The organism is Terriglobus sp. RCC_193 (assembly GCF_041355105.1).
Classification (GTDB): Bacteria; Acidobacteriota; Terriglobia; order Terriglobales; family Acidobacteriaceae; genus Terriglobus.
This window is the reverse complement of the sequence record NZ_JBFUPK010000002.1, coordinates 893,616-918,425: the sequence shown is the minus strand read 5'-3', so window position 1 is coordinate 918,425 and position 24,810 is coordinate 893,616. Positions and strand designations below refer to the sequence as shown.

Below are 24,810 nucleotides of genomic sequence, written 5' to 3'. Positions count from 1 at the left end.
TTTGTACGAAAACGTACAATATCAACCATGCAGTTTCCCGTGACCCGCATGCGCCGCCTGCGCCGAACCGAAGCGATGCGTTCGCTGACTCGCGAAACCTTCCTGCAGCCTTCCCAATTCATCTATCCGCTGTTTATCTGTCCCGGCGAAGGCGTTCGGAAACCGATCAGCAGTATGCCGGGCGTCTTCAACTTGTCTATCGATGAAGCCCTGAAGGAGGCAGCCGAATGCGCCAGCCTGGGCATTGGCGGCCTGCTCCTGTTCGGCCTTCCTGAGAGTAAAGACCCCGAAGGCACCGGAGCCTATGCAGACGATGGCATTGTGCAACGCGCCTTACGTGCGCTGAAAGCCGATTCCTCATTACGTTCGCTGGTGATGATTGCCGACACCTGCCTGTGCGAATACACCAGCCACGGTCACTGTGGCCCGTTGGTGGGCGAAGGAAACGACTGTACCGTGGACAATGACGCCACGCTGCCGCTGCTGGCAAAGACTGCCGTCTCGCAGGCCCGCGCTGGCGCCGACATCATCGCTCCCAGCGACATGATGGATGGCCGCGTCGCCGCCATCCGCGATGCTCTGGATGAAGCAGGCTTCGCGGAAACGCCCATCATGAGCTACGCCGCCAAATTTGCCTCGGCGTTTTACGGGCCCTTCCGTGAAGCTGCCGATTCCACGCCGCAGATGGGCGATCGCCGCGGTTATCAGATGGCTGGCGGCAACGTTCGTGAAGCGATGCGCGAGATTGAACTCGACGTAGCCGAAGGTGTTGACATGTTGCTGGCCAAACCCGCAGGCCCTTATCTGGACGTAATCCGTGCCACGCGTGAACGCTTTGACCTTCCGCTGGGTGCATACCAGGTCAGCGGAGAATACAGCATGTTGCACGCTGCATTTGAACGTGGCTGGCTCGACAGGGAACGCGCCATGATGGAAAGTCTGCTCGCCATTCGAAGGGCTGGTGCGGACTTCATCGTCACCTATTTTGCGAAAGAGGCATCACAACGATTGCGTTGAAACGAAAGCAATAAACCGCAAATAGATACCCCGGATGTGGGATGGGAATGCGTCAATTTTGAACCGTACCCTAAGAGGCGGCAATATTGCAGGTGTGTTACTTCACGCAGACTCCACATCGTTCCCGAACGCTGTACAAAGGATGAACAGGCTTCTCACGCACACGTGAGAGAGGGGATGTAGCAAGTGCGAGGCAATCTTTTTGATCTGCTGCTGCTGCCTGTCCTCGTCATTTTCTTTGGCGTACTACAGGCCAGCCGGCCACAGAGACGCTTCCGGTTATGGCTGGCAGGCTGGATCTCCATTCTTGCCAGTTTCCTGTTCTGGCTGCCGCAGGGACATGGGCTGATTGTCAGTCCGCTGTTGGAATCTGTGCGCCTGGTGCTTCTATTTGTGGGCGGCTTGCTATTCGTCTTCTCCTTCGCGGCAGATGGCATCTCCACGCGTGCGCTTGCCCTGAAACTTTCAATGGTCACGCTGCCACCTGCGATTGTGGCCGTGGGTACCACCTACGGCTTTCAGCAACCCGGCTACATCTTTGCCTGCATCCTTGCAGGCGAGGCCATCGCTATCTATATCGCGTGGTGTATTCTGGGCCGCCGCTCACCTGCCATGCCGTGGATTCTGTTGTTATGCATTGCCGGGATCGCCGCAAAGACCGTGCTGCTGGCCGCTGGCAATATCAGCGCCATCCTTGCCTGCATTCTCGTCGAGATATTCCTCGCCTGCGTCATTCTTCTGCTGGCCAGCCCGCTGCGCAAACACATCGGTGCGTGGATCTGCGCGCTGGGATTTCTGGCATGGGCCACGATGTATGTGGTCTACGAGTTCATTGATGTTCACCCGCAGTGGGTGCATTCCCTGAACCAGATCTGGAATCTTCCCAAATACATTGCCGGTATTGGAATGATCCTGATGGTGCTGGAGCTGGACACGTCCAGGATCAGGGTGCTCAGCGAAGAATACCGCCTGCTGTACGAGAGCAATCCGCAACCCATGTGGATCTACGATCCTGAAACGGCAAAATTCCTTTCCGTGAATGACGCCGCAGTCCAGGTCTATGGCTATCCGCGGGAAGAATTCCTTGGCATGACGCTGTACGAGATCATGCCGGAGGAAGAGCGTGCACGCCTCCGCAACATGACGAACATTCCCCCTCCGGACGGGCGACAATTCTGGCGTCACCAGCGCAAGGACGGCACGATCTTTGACGTGGACATCTCCGGCCATGAAGTCATGTTCCAGGGACACAAAGCGCGTTTCATCATGGCCATGGACATCACGGAGCAGGAGCGCACCAACCGCGAACTGGTCTATCGCGCGCAGCACGATCCACTCACTGGCCTTGCGAACCGTATGCTGCTGGAAGACCGCGCACAACAGGCCATTGCGCGTTCCGCACGCGACGGCAACAAGGTGGCGTTGCTCACGCTGGACATCGACCGTTTCAAGCAGATCAACGACACCTATGGCCACATGGTGGGCGACGAATGCCTGAAAGAAATCGCCGGGCGTCTACAGTCGCGCGTGCGAGATGCGGACACCCTGGCCCGCACCGGTGGTGAAGAGTTCACGGTGATGGTGGGCGGCCTGCCTTCTGCGCGTGGTGCACAGGGCGCGGCCAATGCGCTGCTCAGTTCACTTACGAAGCCGTTGACGCTCAGCAATAATGAAATCGCTGTCTCCATGAGTATCGGTATTGCTCTGTACCCGGACGATGGACTGGACCTGGACACGATCCGCAAACGTTCGGACAGCGCGCTCTATAAGGCGAAGCGCATGGGTGGCGGATGCGCTGTCATGGCGAACGAACAGAACGAAATAGAAACCCACTCCGCCACAGAAGTTGAAATCGCGCTCCGTCAGGCGTTGTCTTCCAATCAGCTCGAGGTGTATTACCAGCCCATCTATAACAACATCGGCCATCTGTCGCGCGTGGAAGCACTCGTACGTGGCGCGGATGAATTCCTGCGCAAGATGGGTCCAACCGTATTCATTCCCGTGGCAGAAGAGAGCGGCCTGATTCTTCCATTGGGTCACTGGGTACTGAATGAATCCTGTCGCCAGATGGCAGAATGGCGAGCTATGGGCATCCCGTCGTTTGAATTGGCCGTCAACGTCTCGGCACGCCAGCTTGTGCAGCCAAACTTCGCGGAGAAAGTGCTGCAGACTCTCCAAACACACCAGTTATCACCCCAGATACTGCATCTGGAGCTGACAGAAACCACGCTGATGAACGACTTCAGCAGCATGATTCACAGCATGAAGCGACTTGCGGAAGCTGGCGTCCTGTTCTCCATCGACGATTTCGGCACTGGCTACTCCTCGCTCGCGCGACTGAGCGAACTGCCCATCTCAGCCGTGAAGATTGACCGCTCGTTCGTGTTGAAGCTGCACGATAACGCTCCCGCCGTCGGCATCGTCCGCGCCATCGTGCATATGTCACGCCACCTGAATCTTGAGATTGTGGCGGAAGGCGTAGAGAATGCAGACCACGTCCGCATTCTGCGCGAACTGGGCTGCGATCTCTTCCAGGGCTTCTATCTCGGCAAGCCACTGTCGCCAGAGGCGCTGGTAGAGAAAGCACGTCGCGATGCTCTGGCAACACCGTTCCAGGATTCTCCCGCCACACGCCTCTCCGGCGAACGTCGCGCGGCACAGGCAAACGCCGAATAGTTCCTCTTCCTACAAAACCATTCATGCCGGGAACGGCGACGCGCCCGTGTTTTCCAGCCACGGATACGTTACTGCAGCTCCGTTGTTCTTCCAATGAAATGGTGTGTGCGAATCCGTCCAGTCCGTTGGCTCTGCCTGCGGCTTCTGCGCAGCCAGGGCAAAGGCTTCTCGAATCGCCGCTTTTGCACGCGCGTCGATGCTGCGGGGATCGGGTGACACCAACAGGATGGACCCGCTGGCCGCTACCGCATGCAGCCACGCCTCTGTCTGCTGCCACGGAATGTCCGGTGTAAATGGTATGCAGTCCGCATCCGTTCGATAGAAGACGCGGTCCTGCGGCAAACGAAACGCGAGCGTATTCACGCCCATGCGCCGCGTCCGTTCCCAATCGCGGCCACTCGTATCGTCACCCGTGCGCGACGCGTCAAAGATACCCACCGACAGATGCCCTACCGTGTTGCAGCCAAGAATAATGCGGTCTTCTCCCGCGGCCTTGCGAATATCCAGGTAAAGATCGCGGATGATCTCCGCATTCGTCCGGCTGCGGTCATGAAAGCCCCAGCCTTCGCGTGTGGGCGAAGCGCCAAAGTCTTTGCCCCATCCACCCAGCAGTTCATACGTCGTGAAGTCGTGCTTCAGGAACTCGTAGCCCCAGTCGCGCGCCTGATGTACCACGCTTAACACCTGTTCGCGCGCTTCCGGAATGGTCGGATCGTACGCAAGATCACGGGTTGGCTGACGCCAGTGCTTTGCCGGCAACAGCCATTCCTCCCGCGTGCCACTCTTCGCCTGCAAGGGACGAATCCAGATGCCCGGCGCAACGCCGCGCTGCCGGATATCTGCTGCCAACTGCTGCAGCGAAGGAAAGCGCGCTGCATCCTGATAGCCGTCGTCAATGATGCAGAACGGGGTGGCCCCATGCACAGGCGCTAACTCCCGCAACAGATCCGCATCACGCAGAATCCCCTGTGGCGTGTTCTTCCCATAGGCGTAATACCAGTCGTTCGAGCCGTACAAAACATCCAGTGCGTAATGGCCTCGCTGGCCCGGAACCACTGTTCCCTCTGCCATCTTCCGGCATAGATTCTTTGCAGCATTCCAGGGTCGATCCTGTGTCGGGGACAGCGTCACTACCGACGCCAGCGCAACCACCCGGTCGCCCAGCACGACGCCGCTGCCGCCATTACGCACATCCAGCCACAGCGAGATGCCTTCGCTGTCCACCTGCCAGAAGGCCAGCGCCGCACATCCAGTCTTCACACCAGCGCCTGCCGTCACGCCACTGTGCGAGGCCAGCAGATACCACGGCAACACCCGCTCCGGCTGCAGCGGAAGCCATGCCAGGTCGCCGTAGGAGCGCTCCCACGCATCACCCAGGATCCTCACCTCTTCCGAGATCATTCCCTGCCATCGCAGATGAATTCTCTGCACCGGCATCTGCGGCGCATGCAACGCAATGTCCAGCGCGTCGGAACGCTCCACAACAACAAGCTCAAGGCCATCCATCGTCCAGCGTTCCGAACCCTTCTGTAAACTGACAAATGCCGGTTCGTCTTTCACCTGCACACGGACCAGGTCCGGTTGGCGCAGCACATGTTGCAGGGGTGAGCCGATCTTCATGGGGGCGGCGGACAAAGCCGGGATACCACGTCCTGTAACAGCAACCAGTGATCCAGCCTGCAAAAAACGACGTCGATTGAACATGCAAAAAATCCTACATTGGGAATGTGCTCTCCCCGATGGAAGGAGCTTTGCAATTCCGATTGCGGATTTGCCGGGAGACCCGTACCGTGAAGGGAAACCCATGGAAACCCAGCAAAAGCACGAACAGGTGGGCGTCACCACCGTCGAAACGAATGACCATCGGCATCTGGTGGAACCGTACAAGGAGCGCCCCACGATTGAACTGAAGCAGGGTGTGGTCGCGTGCCCATTCTGCGGCAATCCGCAGTTCCGCCGGTCGCGTCTGCGTTTTTCCGATCTGTTGGAAATCCTGATGCTGCGCTATCCGGTGCGCTGCACCCGCTGCGCCCAGCGCCAGTTCACAGACATTTATGTCGCGATGATGTCCTATCCACCGAAGCATCACGGAGGACGCAGCGCGCAGGATGAAACCTCTTGGAAGAACTGGACCGGTCCTTCCACCACCGTGCAGACGGCGCGTCCTTTGTCGACGGCAATGGAACCCAAGGCCCGTAATCTGGAACGCATTTCGGAAACACACCGTATCTCGAAGGTCCACAATGTGTTTCCGCAATCCTCCACAGAGGAACACGAAGAAGAAGGTCCAGCCTAAGGGCATCGACAGAAATGCAAAGGGCACGGCTTAAGCCGTGCCCTTTTTTGCGTCTGTAAAGAAACCTACGCCTGTTTCATCGCTGCAATGGCTTCTTCGCGCGCTTTGCGCAGCGTCGGCACCCATTCATGTCCCGGTGCCGGCGAGAACTCCATGCAGATGTAGCGGTCATACTTCAACCGCGCCAGCTCCTTGTAGATGTTTGTGTAGAACACCTCGCCCGTACCCGGCTCATGGCGTCCCGGAACATCGGCAATGTGCACCAGACCCACCTGGTCCACGTTCCTGGTCAGCTTCTCAATCAGGTTTCCGGCCTGCTTTTGCTCATGGTAGAAGTCGTACAACACCTTGATCCGCGGGCTGCCCACAAGGCGCGTAATCTCAAACGCCTCCGCCACGCTGGGTACCGCTTCCATCTTGTATTCCAGCAGATCAATCGGCTCCAGCACGATCTCGATGTTGTCCTTCTCCAGCAGGTCCGCGGCATACTTCAGCGTGTCCACAATGGCGGCGCGCTTGTCCTCCGGCGACTGGCCTTCCACACGCGTAAACGCCGTGTAGATGAACTGGTTGCAGCCCAGTTCCTTCGCACCCGGAATAGCTCGCTTCAGATCGGCCGTCAGAGCATCGCGCTTGGATTTATCGGCCAGCGCATTGCGTCCGGGCACCGCCGAGTCAATCGTGATGCCGAGCTTTTCCTTGATGGCAAGATTTTCCTTCCACTGCTGGGGCGTCCACTTCTCATACTCGTTGCCTACTTCGCCGCCGGTGTAGCCCGCATCGGAAACCATCTGCAACTGCTGCGCAAACGTCAGTCCTTTGGGCAGCGTCCACAGCATCACGGAAAACTTGTGACCATCGTTATCCGCAACGGTGCGCGGCGCCTCGCTCCACGCTGACGTGGTGGGCAGAAGGGTTGCGGCGGCAGCGCCAAGAGAAAGCTTATGAAAATCGCGGCGATTCATTGTGTCTCCGTCATCCGGTATGTGTTGCCTAAGCGGTTTGTGCCGCCGCGAGCGCTTCCTCGCGTGCAGCCTTCAGTTCGGCCGTGGTATCGCCCAGTGGATAGAACTCCATGCAGATGTAACCGCTGTAGTTCAAACGCGCAAGCTCACGGTAGATATTGGCGTAGTTCATCTCACCTGTGCCGGGACGATGCCGCCCCGGAACATCGGCAATATGCACCGTCGCTGTCAGGTCAATGTTCTTCCGCAGCGTTTCAATCACGTTCCCCGTGCCGCGTTGCTCATGGTACAGGTCGTACAACACCTTGATCCGCGGATCATTCAACGCACGCACCAGCGCAAATCCATCGAACGCCGAGTTGATCGCCAGCTTAGCGTTTTCCAGCACATCAATCGGTTCCAGCAGAATCGTGATCTTTGCATCGCCCAGCGCATCCGCGGCAATCTTCAATCCATCAGAGATCGCAGCCCATTCCTGCTCCCGCGTGGCCCCTGCGATGTGCGGTCCCGAGCTGAACGAGAAATGCGACGTGCCCAGTTCCTGCGCCACCGGAATGGCTTCCTTCACCTGAGCACGCAACAGGTCGCGCTTGTCCGTCTCCGTGAGGTTCACCTTCGCCGGAAAGATCAGGTCAAAATCGATCCCCAGCGCATGACGCTTCGCCACAATGCTGCGCATCTCCTGCGGAGACCAGCTACGCCACTCGTCCACCAGCTCCGCGCCCGTGTATCCGGCAGCGGCCAGCATCTCCAATCGCTGCTCCATGGGAACCTTGCGGTTCAGGTTCCAGAGCATGGAAGAAAAACGCCACGACGGCGCACCCGGCACGAAATTATCGGCCCACATGTGTTCGCGACGATTCATCTTGGCCTCCCCGCACGCGGAGCAAGTATAAAGGAGAGCGCAGGAATTATTGGTTACATACTGCTGCCTGTGAAATGGAGTATCTTACCCGGCGTGACAAACGCATACAGAAAAGCCCTCCAATGGAGCATGGGACTGCTTCCACTCGGCCTCATGCTGACCGCCGCAGCGCAGTTCCCACGATCGATCACGGAACCCGCCGCCGTAGACCGCGGCTCGAAAATCTGGGCCAGGGATTGCGCGCGCTGCCACGGTGCAGATGCCAAAGGCACTGATACCGCGCCGGACATGATCCGCAGCACGATGGTGCTGCATGATCGCCGCGAAAACCTCCACGGCAAAGAACTTGCGCCGTTCCTGAAGACCTCCGCGCCGCACCATTTCAACTACAGCGACAAAGAAGCCAGCGATATCTCGCAGTTCCTCTCCGCGCAGGTGAACAAGATTCTGCGCAGCGGCTACAACGATAAGCCGCAGGGCCTGACCTCTGGCGATCTGGAAGCAGGCAAGGCCTACTTCAACGGCCAGGGTGGCTGCACCAAGTGCCACTCCGTTACCGGCGATCTCGCCGGTGTGGGCAAGCGTTACAGCCCCGCCACGCTGCAGCAGAAAATCGTCTTCCCGCAGGGCGGCCTGGGCAAAAAAGCTCCCATCGAAGTGACCGTGAAGATGCCCACGGGCAAGACCGTCTCCGGCACGCTCGTCAGCATGGATGACTTCACCGCCACCGTGAAGCATCAGGACGGCAGCGTGGAATCCGTGAACATCGTCGCCGGCAGCAAAGTCAGCGTGAAGAACCCCTACGCGGAACACGAAGCCCTCGTTCACCGCCTGACCGACGCGGACATGCACAACCTGACCTCCTATCTGGACACACTGCAATGAAGCGCTTCTGCCTGACCAGCCTGCTCCTCGCCTCCGCGTCGCTGTTGCACGCGCAGACGCCCGCCGCCACCAAGCCGGTGCACGCCGCCGTGAAGACGGCCGTGCCTTCCGGCACCATTGGCACACTCGACGGCGGCGAATGGACCACCTACAACGGCGACTACACCGGCCGCCGCTACAGTCCGTTGACCAAACTCACGCCACTGAACGTGAAGAACCTGCAACTGGCCTGGACCTATCGCATCACCACCACCACCGGCGGAGGCAAGCGCATCAGTTCCACGCCGCTCTCCATCAACGGCGTACTGTACTTCACCGTTCCCAGCCACGCATGGGCCGTGGATGCGCGTACCGGCAAGCAGCTATGGCAATTTGACTGGCCCAGCAAGGGTGGCGAAGTCATCGGCAATCGCGGCGCTGCGGTCAAAGGCAACACGCTCTACTTCGAAACGGAAGATGACAACCTGGTCGCACTCGACACGAAGACCGGCATGGAAAAGTGGCACTCTTCCATTGGCAATCGGGATCAGTTCTACTTCGGCTCCGTGGCTCCGGTCATCGTGGGTAACCACGTCATGGTCGGCATGAGCGGCGACGACTTCGACATCCCCGGCTACATCGAATCGCATAACGCCGATACCGGCAAGATGGAATGGCGCTTTTACACCCATCCCGATCCCGGCACGCCCGAAGCAAAAACATGGCCTAACGACGAAGCCATGATGCACGGCGGCGGCATGACATGGGTTGCCGGAACCTACGATCCGGAACTGAACCTCTATTACTTCGGCACCGGCAACGCGCAACCCGTCATCGCAGGCAAAAGCCGCCCCGGCGACAACCTGTACACCGGCACCATCTGCGCGCTGAACCCGGACACCGGCAAGCTCGTCTGGTACTTCCAGCCGAACCCGCACGACACCCACGATTGGGACGCAGTACAGACGCCCGTCCTCATCGACGGCATCATCGATGGCAAGCCGCGCAAGCTGCTCGCACAGGCCAGCCGCAACGGCTGGTACTTCCTCATCGACCGCACCAACGGCAAAGTGCTGAAGTCCACGCCTTGGTCCTGGCAGAACTGGACCTCCGGCGTAAAGGAAAATGGCCAACCCATCGTCAACCCCGAGAAAACAGCCAGGCCGAACGGCGTCATCGTGATGCCCGCACAGGGAGGCGCGGCCAACTGGTTTCCGCCCAGCTACAGCCCGAAGACCGGCCTCTTTTATGTGCTCGCGTCTGACTCCGCCAGCATCTATTACCTCTTCGACGACAGCGACAAACCCGAGGGCTGGGCCGGTAACGACCGCTTTGGTATGCAGAAAAACTACCTGCGTGCCTTGGACTACCGCACCGGCAAAACCAGGTGGGAGCATCTCTGGCCCATGTCCGGCGCCCGCTCCGGCATCCTGACCACGGCTACCAACCTGCTCTTCACAGGCGACACCACATCCAACCTCGTCGCCTTCAACGCGGCCAACGGAACCATCCTGTGGCATGCAGGCCTGGGCGGCCCCGCCACCAACGGCCCCATCACCTTCGAACTGGACGGCCTGCAATACGTCGTAATCGCGGCAGGCGACACCATGTACAGCTTCGTCCTCCGCTAAACAAAACCGACACTTTCAACACACAAAGGGACGAGCACAAAGCTCGTCCCTTTTGCATGGCCGACATTGCTTTGAAGGGGCCCGGCTTTAGCCGGGCCATAAACCAACGCATAACCACGCGGCTTTAGCCGCTGAGGGAAATCCTTAACCCAAACCACTTGATTTAGTTCGCATCGCGAATGATATGCTTCGCACGCCGACATCGAACCCTCTCCCGTCGCAGCGAATTTCCGCGGAGCCGCAACCCATGCCTGTCCTCTTGAACCGTCGCAACTTCCTGTCCGCCGCTGCGGCAATTTCTTCTTCCCCATGGAGCAATGCCGCAGCAGCCATGCAGCCGGACCGCCCCACCGGCATCGCTCCGCTGAAGATTGAAGCCGTCGATCTGCTCGAACTCCACGGCCAGTACCAGCAACAGGCAGGCATCAACAAACAGGCACAGGTCAATCCCGAAGACATTTACGAGTCATTGCGCCCACCGGTCTACAGCGATCGCCCCGGCGAAGAACGAACCGTGAAGTACGAGGCCATCTACCTGCGCATCCGCGCCACCGGCGGCCTGGAAGGTCTCTACGGCCCCATCGAAAGAGAACCCGCCATGGTGGTGCAGGAACGCCTGCGTCCCTTCCTGATCGGCAAAGACGCGCTCGCGGGCGAAGTCCTGTGGGACCAGCTTTACCGCAGTGATCGCCACAGCCGCGACGGCTATTACATGATGGCTATCTCCGCCGTGGACAACACGCTGTGGGACCTGCGCGGCAAAGTCTACGGCGTGCCCGTATACCGTCTGCTCGGCGGCCCTTCGCGCGACAAGCTGGAGATGTACGTCAGCGCTCTCGGCAGTTCGCTCGAACTCGCCAAAGTCCGCACACGCGCGCTGGAACTGCAGAAGCAGGGCTTCCGCTATCAGAAATGGTTCATCGCCTACGGCCCCGGCTCAGGCCCGGAAGGTATGCGCAAAAACGTGGAGCTGGTAAAGACACTTCGCGAAACCCTCGGCGAGGACACCGAACTCATGTTCGACACCTACAGCGGATGGGACCAGACCTACGCACTCGAATGGGCGCACCGCGTGGAGCCTTACCGCGTGCGTTGGATGGAAGAGGTCACGCATCCGGAAAAGATTGGCAGCTTTGCGGAGATGCATCGCAGCACCACCATCCCCATTGCCGCAGGCGAACACTTTTATGGCCGCTGGGAAGTGCAGCGCTATCTCAAAGAGAACGCGCTCTCCGTCGTACAGGCCGACCCCGAATGGTGTGGCGGCATCACCGAACTCATCAAGATCGGCACCGTCTGCTCACTCTACGATGTGCCCTGCATCCCGCACGGCCACAGCCTGCGCGCCGCAGCCCACACCATCTTCAGCCAGAGCCCCATGACCTTCCCGCTGGGCGAATACCTCGCCATCAAAATGCAGCACTACTACCACTTCGAGAAGAACCCGATGACGGTGGAGAACGCACACATCACTCTACCCACAGGCTCCGGCTTCAACGTGCAACTCGACCCCGCAAAGATCCTGACGCAACGCACACTCGGCGAATGATAGCCATAACTTTCGCCGTCATTCTGAGCGAAGCGAAGAATCCCATTGCATTTGCAACGAACGAGGATGCGTCGGGCTTCCTTGCACGGAACTTTCCAATGCTGCGACGCAATGAAACGTATCGGGATTCTTCGCTTCGCTCAGAATGACAGGAATGACGGTGCTAAAGTCAAAGCACCGCTAAACCAGAGGTCTGTCGTGAAGCGTCTCGTCCTTGCCGCATTTGCCCTCACTGCATCGCTCGCCACCGCACAAAAGGGAGCCGTCGACTATCGCCTCCCAGAACAGCAGCGCTGGGCCGCACACGCACACGCCATCACCATTACGCGCGACAGTTGGGGCATCGCACACATCAAAGGCAGGACCGACGCCGACGCCGTCTTTGGCATGATCTATACGCAGTGCGAAGACGACTTCAACCGCGTCGAGACGAACTACCTCGTCTCGCTCGGCCGCGTGAGTGAAGCCGACGGCGAATCGAAATTGTGGCAGGACCTGCGTCAGCAACTCTTCCTTGATCCCACAGTCCTCAAGCGCGACTTCAACGAGAGCCCCGACTGGCTCAAAGCCCTGATGGAAGCGTGGGCCGACGGCGCAAACTTCTACCTGGCGAAACATCCCGAAGTAAAACCGCGCGCACTTACGCACTTCGAACCCTGGATGGCACTAAGCTTCACAGAAGGCTCCATTGGCGGCGACATCGAGCGCGTGAACCTGAAGTCACTCGAAGACTTCTACGGCGCTTCCTCTGCTACGAAGCAGGGTCGCATCGACACCCGCAACGCCGTCATTGCACAACTCGCGCAAGTGAATCGCGACGTGGAACCCGGTGGCTCCAACGGCGCGGCCATCGCACCCGTAAACACTGCGAATCATCGCGCACTCCTGCTCATCAATCCACACACATCGTTCTTCTTTCGCAGTGAACTGCAAATGCAAAGTGAAGAAGGCCTGAACGCATACGGCGCTGTCACATGGGGGCAGATATTCATCTACCAGGGCTTTAACGATCGCGCAGGGTGGATGCACACTTCATCGAACGTCGACGCCGTGGACGAATTCAAAAACACCATCGTCAAGATTGGCGATAACGTCATCGGCTACAAGTACGGCGTGGAGACAAAGCCCTTCACACGCCGCACCATCACGCTGAAATATAAAGCTGCCGACGGCACCATGAAGTCACGCACCTTTGAAGGCATCGCAGATCATCGCGGCCCCATCGTGCGCAAAGACGGCGAACAATGGGTTTCCATTGAACTGATGAACATTCCCGTCAAAGCGCTGGAGCAAAGCTTCCTTCGCACCAAGGCACGCAGCTATGGCGAATACCGCAAGACGATGGAGTTGATGGCCAACTCATCGAACAACACCATCTTCGCCAGCGCCGAAGGTGACATCGCCTACTGGCACGGCAACTTCATCCCGGAGCGCGACACGCGCTTTGATTACACCAAACCCGTTGACGGCACGAACCCCGCCACGGACTGGCAAGGCCTCACCGCACTCGATCAGATTCCGCAGCTTCGCAACCCGCACAGCGGCTGGCTGGAAAACGTGAACAACGCACCCTGGAGCGGCGCAGGCGAAAGCTCGTTGAAGAAGAAGGACTACCCGCCCTACGTGGAGCAAGGTGTGGAAACCGCACGCGGTATCCACATGGTTAAGGTGCTTAACAATCGCAAGGACTTCACGCTGGACTCGCTGCTTACCGCCGCATTCGATCCGTATCTTCCCTACTTTGCAAAGACCATCCCCGCGCTGCTGAAGGCATACGACGCGCTTTCGCAGAACGACGCACAGCGCACCAAGCTTGCGCCGCAGATCGAATTCCTGCGCAAGTGGGATGACAAGTGGGCAGCCGACTCCATCGCCACAACGCTCGCCGTCTACTGGGGTGAAGCCAGCGGCACACCTGTGGCAGCAGCCGCACGCCGATACGGCATGTTGTGGGAAGACTATGTCGTCGCCAACGTGCCACCCGCAGACCTGCTCGCTGGCCTGCAGAAAGCCTCGGACAAACTCACAGCAGACTTCGGCACATGGCAGAAACCGTGGGGCGAAGTAAACCGCTACCAACGCCTTGACGACAGCATCGTGCCGCACTTTGACGATGCACAGCCCAGCATCGCGATTCCCTTCACCGCATCCACATGGGGATCACTCGCATCCTCCGCAGCGCGCAGCTACCCCAATACGAAGAAGCGTTACGGCACCAGCGGCAACAGCTTCGTGGCGGTCGTGGAGTTTGGACCGGACCGTGTCCGCGCACGCGCTGTCACCTGCGGCGGTGAAAGCGGCCATCCCGATTCCAAACACTTCAACGACCAGCAGGATCGCTACGCCAGCGGCGACTTTCGCGAGGTCATGTTCTATCCCGACCAGCTTCGCGGCCACGTGGAACGCACCTATCACCCTGGCGAATAACGTCGCGGCAGACCTGACAATTCTCACGGCATCTTTGTGCTACCAGATGTGGTATCGCAGTGTGTGGAGGTGAAGCATGCCCGTCATTGGCGAACGCTACCGCATCAGCCTGGAACGCATCATGGTGACCACGGATTTTTCTCCCGCAGCCAACCTCGCAGTAAGGTACGCCGCAGCGTTGGCTCGGCGCTTTGACGCAACACTGGATCTGGTGAATGTGCTCGACCTTGGCATGAACGGCTCTGACATCGGCGGCGGCGCCATGCCTCTTGATCGCATTGCCCACGGCAACGCGGAGGAGTTGCGGCATCAGGCGCGGCAACTCGAAGGTGTACGCATGGAAGAGGCACTGCTCACTTCCTTCTCCGTCGTGGACGCCATCCTGATCCACGCGAACGAAACCAATCCGCAACTCATCGTGCTGGCCACTGCCTCAAAGCACGGCCTGGGCAAACTGGTGCTGGGTTCCACCGCCGAGCAGATCTTCCGCCGTGCCTCTGTGCCCGTTCTCACCGTGGGCCCAAAAGCAAAGGAACCCGAGGCCACCGGCTTCCACTTCCGCAACATCGTCTACGCCGCCAGCCACAGCGAGGAGTCGCGCAAAGCCGCCACCTTCGCGTACGCCTTCGCGCAGGACAGTGGCGCGCACGTCTACGTCGCCCATGTGATCCCGGAAAGCGAACAGCCGCACGAAAACTCCGAAGAGCAGGCAAAGCAGGCCCTGGAACGGCTCGTCCCTCCCGGCGTCACGGACTGGTGCACACCCGAGTGCGTCATAGAACACGGCAACGCCCCGGAAGCCATTCTCGCTATCGCAGAACGAGTGAACGCGGACCTCATCGTCCTGGGCCCGCGAGAGGAATCGTTCGCATTGAAATACCTGAAGACCGGCATGACGCCACAGGTCCTGGCCGCAGCCTCCTGCCCCGTGATGACCGTCCGTTAAAGCGGACGGCGTGTGACGGCGAAGCTTCGCAGTCGCTCGCCGAAAACGATACTTAGAGATTGAAGAGTTCGCGAAGGCGTTTCACCTGTGCGCGCGCCACCGGAATCTCTGTATGTTTGCGATCGTCCATGCGCAGCAGGTAGCTGGACTTGAACCACGGCACCACTTCGCGGATGTGCTGAATGTTCACCACGAAGCTGCGATGCGCGCGCCAGAACGTCTCAGGATCAAGCTGGTCCAGCAGTTCTTCCAGCGTGCGGACATTGCTCATGCCCTCCAGCGTGGGTGTCACCACGGAGATGGCGCCCTCTTCAATCGAGGCGAAACATATCTCCCGCTGATCCACCAGTAACAGGCGTTGTGCGGAACGGACCACGACTTTGCCCGACCGTTGTTTTGGGGTCGTGACAGCCTGCTGTGCCTGCACCTCCAACAGTTTCAGGAGGCTTTCCAGGCGCTCCTCGGCGCTGGCCTGAGGCACGGATTCCAGTTGCGTCTCGGCTGCGGCCGGCCCTTGTCCTGCACGACGCATGCGCGCCTTTTCCACGGCCAGGGCAACGCGCTTTTCCTCGAATGGCTTCAGCAGGTAGTCGATGGCGTTCACTTCAAACGCACGCACCGCATACTGATCGAACGCTGTGGCAAAGATCACCTCAGGCATACGCAGCGAGCGGTCTTCCATGAGCCGTTTCAGCACGCCGAAACCGTCCAGCCCCGGCATCTGCACGTCCATGAACAGGATGTCTGGCGCATGGTCCAGCACAGTGGAAACTGCTTCCAGACCGTTGGTGGCTTCAGCCACCACATCGACTTCGCCAGCGCATTCCAGCAGGTAACGGAGTTCGCGCCGCGCCAGCGCTTCATCATCCACAATGACGGCATTCAAAGGCATTGGATATAGGGTACGCCTTCACCCGCGGAGGCGGTTCATCCTGCCTTGTCTGGCAGCGGGCTTTTCCGCAGAAAGTCACCCGGACGGAGAATGTCCACATCATGCCAGGGATGAAGCACGAGAAGGTCCTCGTCACTGCTTACCATCGTGCCTGCTTCGGCAACTACAGCCAGAGCAAGGAAGGGATCGTCTCTGGGATCGCGGCAGGAGGGGTTGAGAGCCTGAAGGTCTGCGGAGGTAATCGTAAATAGATGGATATGACGTTGCATAAGCGAGACGAACTGATCCCGCAACGACCGATCCAGATAACGATCAAACTTGTTCGATGCAAGAACCCGTTCCAGCTCCTGCAAGGTCTCAGGACTGGCACAAAGATCATAGGCAGCCAGCGCCTGATGCAAAGCTTGATGTGGGACGGAGCCAATGCGCAAGGCAGCACTCACCAGCGTGCTGGTATCAAAGACAACGCGACGGTTCATCGAACGTCATGCACCAGCCGATTGATTTCTTCGTCTGTCAGCACGTCAGCCTCAGGTGCTACCTGCTTGCGGGCCTGAGCGCTCCATACTTCCAGTTCACGCACCGCTCTGCTGCGACGCCCGCGTGCATCCAGAAGTTCTTCCATTTCCTGCGGAGAAACGAGGAACGCAGCCGGACGTCCATGGCGCGTAATCGCCACGGGTTCCCGTTGAGCCGTATCCAACAACTGCCCGAATCGGTTCTGCGCTTCTCTCGAACTAAGAGTCACCATGAAATCTTCTCCACGTTTGTAGCTATTTTAGCTACTTTTGGAGTTCAAAGAAAATGCAAATGCCGGATGCAGCGTTATCGGCTGCATCCGGCATGGTTTGTTTGCGTCGCTGTGGCCTTACATGTTGGTGTGGCCGGAGCGCATCTCTTCGTTGAAGGTGGGGCGGGTGAAGTCCAGCGCCTCCTGCAGGTGGTGCTCGTATTCGGCGTGGTGCGCCATCAGCGGCTCGGTGCTGGAGGCGTATTCAAACTTCGGATCCAGCTTCAGGATGCCTTCACCGGCGAGCGATTCGGCGGTCTTCTTCAGTTCTTCCACGGTCGTGTTCAGGTACTGCGCGTCGCGCGGGTCGGCAATCCAGACCGGAGCGCCGCCGCCCAGCACGCCGCTCAGCCAGTAGATTTTGCTCAGCAGGTAGTCCGCGCGCTGCTGCGCGGTGGTGTCATTGAAAATGAACTTGCCCTGCTTGGCCGAGTAATAACGCGTGGTCACCGGAACCACCTGGCGATTGCCGCCGCTCTTGGTCAGTTCCATCTGGCCCTGGTCCAGAATCTTGCGCACGGCGTTGTAGATAAAGCCCTCCGCAAAGGGCTGTTCCGGCGCTGCGACCACTTCCGCAAAAGTGACGGTCATGCTGGCGCTAACCTTTGCCTTCAAATACTGGTCAGCAGACGTCTTGCCATCTTCCAGCGTGGCGCCGCCATGCACCACGTAGGTGTCCGCGCCGCTGATGGAAAGGTGGAAGGGCCACTGCCAGTTCGTGAACGAAACAGGCAGACCGCCCAGCGTTACGAAAACATCCGGACGCGGGTTGGTGAGGCGCTTTGCCGACTCGGCCAGGTACGCATGCACCGGCTGCGCAATGTTTGTGGCAGTGATATCAAAGCCTGCGCTCAATTCCAGGGTGAAGGTATGGCCCTCCGGCGCGGAAACCAGCGCCAGCGTGTACTTCTCCGTAGGAATGCCGTTGAATCCGGCGGATTCCTGCCCGTTCACCACTGCCAGCCCGGCTTCAGCCGCGGCCTTCTGTACACCCTCTGCCAACTTCGTGTTCAAAGCGATTGCCATTTCGTTCCTGTGTTTTCCTGTGTGCGCGGACCGTCCGGTTCGCCGCGAATTTGCTGCTTTTGCCTGACACTTTATGGTAACGCGAATGAGCATGGAATTCCGCGTTTGTAGATGGCAGCAGAGCCAAAGCAGCTACCATAGCAGGTGATGGCGAAGCGTTCGAAAGCAGCGGAAAAAATGCAGTCAGCGGAATCCGTGGAGTCGCTGGAAGGCCGTCTGCGCTACCAGTTTCGTAATCCACATCTGCTGCGTCTGGCGCTGACGCATAGTTCGCTGGCCTTTGAAAAAGGCGATGGCACACCCAACCGCACCACGGAAGACAATGAGCAGCTTGAGTTTCTGGGCGATGCCGTGGTCGGCCTCATCGTTACGGAGCTGCTGATTCAGCACTTTCCCGACCGCCGCGAAGGCGATCTGACCCGTATGCGCGCCATGCTGGTCAGCGGCAAGAGCATGAGCGAGGCGGCGGTGCGGCTGGGCATTGGCCGCGACCTTCATCTGGGACGCGGCGAGGAATCCACCGGCGGACGCACCCGTTCCAGCGTGCTGGCGGATGCCGTGGAAGCCATTGTTGCGGCTATCTTTCGCGATGCGGGCAACGCCGGCTCCGCTCCGGGCGGCGGATTGCGTGCGGCGAAATCGTTTGTGGAACGCGAAATCTTCAAACCGCGTCTGGTGGAGCTGAAAATGGCGGCATCGCAAGGTGCGCGTTTTGGCGGCATCGTAGGCGACTGGAAGTCCGCATTACAGGAGTTGCTGCAGGCGCGTGGCGAGGGGCAGCCAACGTATCGCACGCTGGAGGAGACCGGCGACGCGCACAACAAGCGCTTCCGCGTGGAAGTTCTGCTGGGCGACCGCGTGATGGGCGAAGGCGAAGGCGGCAGTAAGAAGGCGGCGCAGCAGGCCGCAGCCCACATTGCGTACGACCTGCTGAACCCGGAGATTGCGGCGGACGGAGTGATCGCCATCGCATGATGCGCCGGGCGGCCAATTTCGTTGCCGATGCGATCGGCCAGGTGGCCTCCTCGCTGGCGCGGCTTACGGTCGTGGCACTGTTCGTCATCACGTTCGTGGTGCAGCCCTCGCAGATTCCCACGGGCTCCATGATTCCTACGTTGCTCGTCGGCGATTTCGTGCTCGTCAACAAGCAGGTCTATGCGGATCCCGGTCATTTCCGTTGGCTCATGCCGTATCGCGATCCGCGGCGCGATGACGTCATCGTCTTTCATTACCCCATCGACCCATCGCAACTGCTGGTGAAGCGTGTCATCGCTGTGCCGGGAGATCGTGTCCATCTCCACGAGGGCCAGGTGGTGCTCAACGGCCAACCGCTCAAAGAGCCGTTCGCGCTCTATACGCCGTCCGGCCGTTCGCCGTATCGCGATGAGTTTCCGAATCTGCAACGCGCCGACCCGGCTGCCGAAGCCACATGGTGGATTGAACTGCGGCAGCGGATGCGCGCAGGAGACCTGCCGATACCACCGGGCCGCTACTTCGCCATGGGAGATAACCGCAATAACAGCCAGGACAGCCGTTTCTGGGGCATGGTGCCAAGGCGCTCGCTGGTGGGCGATCCCTTTCTCATCTACCTGAGCACCGCTCCCACACCGGAACATCCGCGCGGTCATCTGCGCTTCGATCGCATCGGCAGAATTGTCCATTAAATATCTTCCTTGACATTGCTGCACTGCCTGACTGGAATGGTCAGCAGGTTCGTGGAGGCATTTCCATGGCAACGACCCCGAACATCGATCAGCTCAAGCAGGGCATGCGCACAACGTGGATGGCAGGCGACTTCGGCGTGATCGCCAGAACCATCTCTGCCGGGGCCGAGGAATTTGCGCGCAGCCTGAACATTCCCGCAGGCGCAAAGGTGCTGGATATCGCGACAGGAACGGGCAACGTTGCCATTCCCCTGGCACGCGTTGGATGCATCGTGACCGGCGTGGACGCGCCGAATCTGCTGGAGCAGGCACGCGAACGCGCCATCACTGAAAGTCACCGCACGCTATGTCTAAGAAGCGGACAACGAGATACTGCCGTCGCCGGAATGGATGCGTAGCGTGGGGCCGCCGCCGTTCATCGTCCCGCGCACATGCGAGTTGCCGCGACCGCTGCTGGTCGTCGTAAAGAACGGCAGCGAGGAGCTGATCCGGCCATCGCCGGTGTTGGCTTCCACTTCGGCGCGCAGATCACGCGGCAGGTTGATCGAGATGCTGCCGTCACCCGTCGTTACGGACGAGGCAGAACCCAGTGTGGAGCCCGGCATCAGGCGCAGCGTCACACCGCCGTCGCCGCTGCGCGCTTCAAACTGGTTCAGGCGACCCTCCAGGTTCATGGAGCCGTCGCCGGTGGTGGCGTACAGTGAGCCTTCGCCACGGCGCAGCGTAATGCTGCCATCGCCCGTTGTGAGCCGCATCGCGCCTACGAGATCATCGGCAGAGATGGCGCCGTCACCAGTATGTGCATCCACGCTGCCATGAAGGCCAGCAAGGGTGAGTGCGCCGTCGCCGCTGCGCAGGTTCAGGTCTGTTTCCGTGGGCGTCACGATGGTTATTTCCGGCGAGTGGCCGTGCCAGCCGCCGAAGAAGTGACGCGACATCTCCTTATGTTTCATGGAGAAGTTGATGCCGTTGCCACCCTGCAGTTCGGCGATGGACCACATCGTAGGATCACTGTTGCGGTAGTCCACCTGAACGCTGACCGTGCGACAGCCGCCGCAGGAGCGCACACGCACGGATGCGTCGTCAACCTGCACCTGCAGCATGGGTTTTCCGTTCACGGTGTAACTCTTGTCCCAGGTCGATTGGGCAGAGGCCGTGACCAGGAACGATCCCGATAGAAGCAGCGCCAGGGTGATCGATCGCATAAAACTCTCCTTGTTCCTTCTCTTACGCAACGGAGCAGCATTCCGTTCACTGATTCTGCACCCCTCGTGCAGATTTTCGATATATCCCCCGGAAAGAAAAAGCGGCCACCCCGAAGGATGGCCGCTGAGACGGTTTGTTTTGTGCGACTTCGTTAGAACTTGAAGATCGCAGCCAGTTGGAGTGAGCGTCCACCACCCGTGCCGTTCACACCAGAGCCGGAGCCGGTGGTGCCGGTCACGCGACCGAAGTTGCTGCTGGGCGACAGGTTGAAACCGGTTCCCGGGTTGGAGAACTGCGGTGTGTTGGTTAGCTGGAAGACATCCATGCGGATATCCAAGGTGGTGCCTTCCATAGGCAGACCAAAGGTCTTGAAGATGGAAGCGTTGTTCTGGAAGAGGCCAGGACCGGTAAAGGCATTGCGGCCAAGGTTGCCAACCGTGGTGCCGTTGATGATTGGGCAGGTGGCGGAGGTAGGCGTTGCGGTGGCGTAGCCCGTGCAACCGGCAGGCTGCGCGAACGAGTTCGGGTCAAACCAATACGCGTTGGCGCCGATGCCTTTTGTCTTCTTGAACGGAGCAACAAGATTCGCGTTCTGGGTCCAGCCGCCGGTATTGATGGTTGCGCCACTGGCGGTTACGTTGAATGGCGTGCCTGTATAGAGGAGGACAATGCCCGAGAGCTTCCAACCACCGATGGCCTGAGAGAGGAAGCCTGTGTTGACCCACTTCTTACCCTTGCCGAGTGGGAGTTCATAGGTGACGGACTGCGAGAAGCTGCTGGTGCGGTCGAAGTCATTGCGGGCATAGTTGCGGCGAAGGTCCTGGAAGAAGAGGACACCACCGTCGTCACCGCTCTGGTAGCCGAGGCCCTTACCCCAGGTATAGGAGCTGTTGGTGGCAAGGCCGTTGGTAAAGCGACGGCTGAGCGTGGTCTGCAGCGAACTGTAATTGCTGGAGAAGCCAATGAACTGCTGCGTGACGCCAGCAGAGTGCTGGAACTTGATCTGCAGCGGATTGCAGGCAGTACCGCAGTTCAGACGGTCGGGCAGGTTGATGTTATTGGCGGCACCGATGCGGACGCCGTGGTTGCCAACGTACGCAATCGAGAGCGAGAAGTTTCCAGGCAATGCCTGCTGCACCGCCAGGTTGTACGAATACACGTACGGGTTGTGGTAGTCCTTCGGGATATAGATGTACGTCTGGTTGTTGAGAGTTGGGTTGGATGGATCGATCTGGTAGATGCCGGAGCTAGGTACGACAACCGGAACAGGCGCAGGGAAGCCGGATTGGAAAGTTACTGGCTGCTGATAGATGTTTCCTGCACAGGTGTACTGCGCCGTCACGTAAGCGGTGCTGCAGGTGCCGTAGGAGTTATTCGCACGGACAGGATAGTTATAGAGCCAGGTGTTATCCGCATAGGGCATGTACGCCATGCCGACGCCGCCGCGGATAACCATCTTGTCATTTGCGCGATAGGCAAAGCCTGTACGGGGGGCCCAGTAATTCAACTGCGCCTTGTACCCAAGGGTCATTGAATTGGCACCTACGCCGGCGACGCGGAGTTGGTTGGTGCCCGGGTCATAGGCGGAGAAGCCGCCGGTCTTTGCCGGTGTGGCAGGCTGATAGAACTCCCAGCGGACGCCGAGGTCAAGTGTCAGATTCTTTGTGACCTGCCATTTGTCACCCGCGAAGCCGAAGTACCACCACTGGCGGAAGGCCGGGAAGTACGTGAACAGATCGCGACCGACGCCGCTGGGAACGTCCAGCAGGAAGGAAGCCATGTCATTGGCTCCGTTTGTTCTGTATTGAACCTTTCCGGACGTTGGTGCGTTCGTGAAGGTCTGGTTCTGGCCGAAGGTGACGACGCCGCGGGGGCTGAAGGTCTGCCCTTGAAGGAGTTCATCACGCACACGGCGGATGTCCACACCGAAGCGGAAGGTGTGATTGCCGGTGATCTTGGTCCAGTTGTTGACGAAGTCGATGTTGGCTTCTGCGCGGATCCAGGGCATGGAGGGCGAGTAGCCGATGAATGGGCCAGAGGAGAACGTGCCGATATTGATGCCGATCTGGCCACCCGTGAGGGGATCGACGTTCACGCCGGGAGCGCCAGCATTGGTGGCGTCCGTGGTGTTGTAGTCAGTCGGCTGCGAGGTGTTGCGGTAATGAGCCACGCCGAAACGAACCTCTGTGAGAAGGGTGGACGAGAAGGCATGATCGAAGTTCAGACCCGTGGAGTAGGCATTCTGGTGGCCCGTGCCGGCGAAGCCTCCGCCGTTACCGGGACCGCCAAGGAAACTGTTGAACGATGGCGCCTGGAACAGCGAGTAAATCTGCTGGCTGTACCGCAAGCTGAGGTGGTCTTTTGGTGATATCTGGTAGTCGATCTTGCCGTCGTAGGTGTTGGCGTCCTTAAAGAACGGCGAGTTCACAAAGTAGTTGTTGGTGGGATTCTGCAGGTTCCCCAGATTCTGATTAGGCTTGGGTAGCGCTTGAAGAAGCTTCAGCGAGGTAGGATTCACACGGCTGATCGGAATTTTGTTTCCTGCGAACGCTGTGCGACCGTTACCGGTTGATGGGTCACCCGTCGCGGGATCGTAGATTGTGCCGTTGATGATCGTGTTGCCGCTGGAATCGGTGGTGGTGGAGTAAAAGTCGCTGAGGTCAATAAAGCCGCTGCCGTTATCCGTGTAGTACTTGGGAAACGGAATGGTCAGCGTGTTCGAGGTACGCTCGTGATCGGCGGTGCGGAAGTAGTCTGCGTAGAAGAACAGCTTGTCCTTGATGATGGGACCGCTGATGTTGCCGCCGAAGTAGTTGTAGGTGACCTTGCCAGGAGCCGCAGCGAAGTAGGAGCGAGCATTGAAATAGCTATTCTGCAGATACTCCGATGCGCTGCCGTGGAACCTGTTGGCGCCTGACTTCAGGGTGACGTTGGTGACAGCACCGATGGCACGGCCCAGTTCCACCTGGAAGTTGTTAGTCGAGGCTTCCACAGAAGCGATAGCATCAGCGGGCGGGATGAGGATCTGCAACAGGCCCGTGCGCATGTCATCGTCAATGCCTTCGATGTTGTAGGCATTGCCCATACGCGGGAGGCCGTTGACTTGTGTCTGCAGAGTGGAACCGGCATTAAAGAACTGCGAGTGCTGGAATGTTGCAGGTGTTGTGCCCGGGACCAGGTTCAGCAGCGACTGGAAGTTGCGGTTGACGCCCATGGGCAGCGATTCGACGCTCTGCTGCTCAATCTTTGTGGAGACGTCAGCGCGATCAGATTGCATCATCGGTGCGGAGTCAGTGACTTCAATGGTCTCGGTCACGTTGCCGGGATTCAGATCGAAGTCAGAGCGGGTGGTGTTGTTCACCAGCACGTCGACGCTGGGATGGATTTCGCTCTGGAAGCCCTGCATCTGCACGTTGACGGAGTACGTGCCAGGAGACAGGTTCTGGAAGCTGTAGTTGCCGCTGCTGTTGGTGGTTGCTTCGTGGGCAATGTTGGTGGCTTTTTCCGTGATGGTGACCTTGGCGTTGGGAACGGCTGCGCCGGTCTTGTCCTGCACGGTGCCCAGCAGTGATCCGTTCACTGCCTGCGCCATCATCATGCCTGGGAGCATTACGGGAGCGGTTGCGCCTGCGAGCAGCATCAGGCGTACGGCGTTCTGCGCCAGACCTTTTCGCATGCGCGATGGGAATTGGATGGGTGTCACGATATGTCCTCCGAAAGGGCTCAACATCTGTTTTGTGTGGCCTCTGCTTTCACCGCGAGGTAGGACCACTTTTTTGAAGCGGCCAATTCTAGGCATTGGTCGGACCATTGAGCAAGCACGAAATGTGGAGGGAACCTGTGATTTTTCAGTCAAGAATCGGAGGAGATGCGTCGAAACGTTTCGTTCTCCGTTCCATTGGAAATCGCACACAGGTGTCTATGAGATATGGAATAAAGACGTCTCAAAACCATCCCTCTCTATCGAGAGAGGGATGAAAGGGAACAACAAAAAAC

Annotated in this window: 20 protein-coding genes; 11 read left to right on the top strand and 9 right to left on the bottom strand. The window is 59.0% G+C overall.

The features are described 5' to 3' along the window. The first annotated feature begins 27 nt into the window (after nt 1-27). Together hemB and AB6729_RS12650 are read left to right on the top strand one after the other, a co-directional pair. Nucleotides 28-1,017: a porphobilinogen synthase gene (gene hemB / locus AB6729_RS12655; RefSeq protein WP_371081983.1), complete on the top strand. Its 990-nt coding sequence runs from the start codon at nt 28-30 to the stop codon at nt 1,015-1,017. Nucleotides 1,018-1,203: 186 nt separating this feature from the next. Then, entirely contained in the window at nt 1,204-3,693 is a 2,490-nt protein-coding gene (locus tag AB6729_RS12650; protein WP_371081982.1) for a putative bifunctional diguanylate cyclase/phosphodiesterase, read from the top strand. Nucleotides 3,694-3,714: 21 nt separating this feature from the next. Here the strand turns inward: AB6729_RS12650 and AB6729_RS12645 are convergent, their stop codons facing one another. Then, nucleotides 3,715-5,397, bottom strand: a complete 1,683-nt coding sequence (locus AB6729_RS12645) for a hypothetical protein (protein ID WP_371081981.1) — start codon at nt 5,395-5,397, stop codon at nt 3,715-3,717. 100 nt (nt 5,398-5,497) lie between these two features. Between AB6729_RS12645 and AB6729_RS12640 the strand changes: the two genes are divergently transcribed. Continuing rightward, entirely contained in the window at nt 5,498-5,989 is a 492-nt protein-coding gene (locus AB6729_RS12640; RefSeq protein ID WP_371081980.1) for a hypothetical protein, read from the top strand. Nucleotides 5,990-6,054: 65 nt separating this feature from the next. Here AB6729_RS12640 and AB6729_RS12635 read toward each other — a convergent pair whose 3' ends face one another. Together AB6729_RS12635 and AB6729_RS12630 are read right to left on the bottom strand one after the other, a co-directional pair. Then, nucleotides 6,055-6,954 (bottom strand): TIM barrel protein, encoded by a 900-nt coding sequence (locus tag AB6729_RS12635; RefSeq protein WP_371081979.1) that lies wholly within the window; start codon nt 6,952-6,954, stop codon nt 6,055-6,057. Between the two features lie 28 nt (nt 6,955-6,982). Next, the gene (locus AB6729_RS12630) at nt 6,983-7,819 is read right to left on the bottom strand and encodes a TIM barrel protein (protein ID WP_371081978.1); all 837 of its coding nucleotides are present in this window, start codon (nt 7,817-7,819) and stop codon (nt 6,983-6,985) included. Nucleotides 7,820-7,948: 129 nt separating this feature from the next. On the opposite strand from AB6729_RS12630, the gene AB6729_RS12625 reads away from it, so the two are divergent. The 5 genes from AB6729_RS12625 (at nt 7,949) to AB6729_RS12605 (ending at nt 15,236) form a co-directional block, all read left to right on the top strand. Then, nucleotides 7,949-8,704, top strand: a complete 756-nt coding sequence (locus AB6729_RS12625; RefSeq protein ID WP_371081977.1) for a c-type cytochrome — start codon at nt 7,949-7,951, stop codon at nt 8,702-8,704. Then, nucleotides 8,701-10,314: an acido-empty-quinoprotein group A gene (locus AB6729_RS12620; RefSeq protein WP_371081976.1), complete on the top strand. Its 1,614-nt coding sequence runs from the start codon at nt 8,701-8,703 to the stop codon at nt 10,312-10,314. The genes AB6729_RS12625 and AB6729_RS12620 overlap by 4 nt, the downstream gene beginning before the upstream one ends. A 247-nt stretch (nt 10,315-10,561) precedes the next feature. Further along, nucleotides 10,562-11,863 carry an enolase C-terminal domain-like protein gene (locus AB6729_RS12615; protein ID WP_371081975.1) on the top strand — a complete coding sequence of 434 codons (1,302 nt, stop codon included), beginning with the start codon at nt 10,562-10,564 and terminating at the stop codon, nt 11,861-11,863. Between the two features lie 198 nt (nt 11,864-12,061). Continuing rightward, nucleotides 12,062-14,290, top strand: a complete 2,229-nt coding sequence (locus AB6729_RS12610) for a penicillin acylase family protein (RefSeq protein ID WP_371081974.1) — start codon at nt 12,062-12,064, stop codon at nt 14,288-14,290. A 76-nt stretch (nt 14,291-14,366) separates the two neighbouring features. Then, a complete protein-coding gene (locus tag AB6729_RS12605) occupies nt 14,367-15,236 on the top strand; it encodes a universal stress protein (RefSeq protein WP_371081973.1) in 870 nt (289 codons plus the stop codon). A gap of 52 nt (nt 15,237-15,288) precedes the next feature. On the opposite strand, the gene AB6729_RS12600 is transcribed toward AB6729_RS12605, so the two are convergent. The 4 genes from AB6729_RS12600 to AB6729_RS12585 form a co-directional block, all read right to left on the bottom strand. Then, nucleotides 15,289-16,128: a LytR/AlgR family response regulator transcription factor gene (locus tag AB6729_RS12600; RefSeq protein ID WP_371081972.1), complete on the bottom strand. Its 840-nt coding sequence runs from the start codon at nt 16,126-16,128 to the stop codon at nt 15,289-15,291. Nucleotides 16,129-16,163: 35 nt separating this feature from the next. Next, a complete protein-coding gene (locus tag AB6729_RS12595; protein ID WP_371081971.1) occupies nt 16,164-16,607 on the bottom strand; it encodes a putative toxin-antitoxin system toxin component, PIN family in 444 nt (147 codons plus the stop codon). After that, complete coding sequence (locus tag AB6729_RS12590; protein WP_371081970.1) at nt 16,604-16,879, bottom strand: type II toxin-antitoxin system Phd/YefM family antitoxin; 276 nt, start codon at nt 16,877-16,879, stop codon at nt 16,604-16,606. The genes AB6729_RS12595 and AB6729_RS12590 overlap by 4 nt, the downstream gene beginning before the upstream one ends. 117 nt (nt 16,880-16,996) lie before the next feature. After that, on the bottom strand, nt 16,997-17,944 hold the full coding sequence (locus tag AB6729_RS12585; RefSeq protein WP_371081969.1) for a hypothetical protein: 948 nt from the start codon (nt 17,942-17,944) through the stop codon (nt 16,997-16,999). A gap of 147 nt (nt 17,945-18,091) precedes the next feature. Between AB6729_RS12585 and rnc the strand changes: the two genes are divergently transcribed. The 3 genes from rnc (at nt 18,092) to AB6729_RS12570 (ending at nt 20,006) form a co-directional block, all read left to right on the top strand. Next, nucleotides 18,092-18,919: a ribonuclease III gene (rnc, locus tag AB6729_RS12580; protein ID WP_371081968.1), complete on the top strand. Its 828-nt coding sequence runs from the start codon at nt 18,092-18,094 to the stop codon at nt 18,917-18,919. After that, nucleotides 18,916-19,608, top strand: a complete 693-nt coding sequence (gene lepB, locus AB6729_RS12575; protein WP_371081967.1) for a signal peptidase I — start codon at nt 18,916-18,918, stop codon at nt 19,606-19,608. The genes rnc and lepB overlap by 4 nt, the downstream gene beginning before the upstream one ends. 65 nt (nt 19,609-19,673) lie before the next feature. Next, nucleotides 19,674-20,006 (top strand): class I SAM-dependent methyltransferase, encoded by a 333-nt coding sequence (locus AB6729_RS12570; RefSeq protein ID WP_371081966.1) that lies wholly within the window; start codon nt 19,674-19,676, stop codon nt 20,004-20,006. Here AB6729_RS12570 and AB6729_RS12565 read toward each other — a convergent pair. Beyond that, nucleotides 19,959-20,813, bottom strand: coding sequence for a DUF4097 domain-containing protein (locus AB6729_RS12565; protein ID WP_371081965.1), 855 nt, complete (start codon nt 20,811-20,813; stop codon nt 19,959-19,961). The two genes, AB6729_RS12570 and AB6729_RS12565, sit on opposite strands and share 48 nt — an antisense overlap. Nucleotides 20,814-20,965: 152 nt before the next feature. Beyond that, nucleotides 20,966-24,517 carry a carboxypeptidase regulatory-like domain-containing protein gene (locus tag AB6729_RS12560; protein WP_371081964.1) on the bottom strand — a complete coding sequence of 1,184 codons (3,552 nt, stop codon included), beginning with the start codon at nt 24,515-24,517 and terminating at the stop codon, nt 20,966-20,968. Between the last annotated feature and the right edge of the window lie 293 nt (nt 24,518-24,810).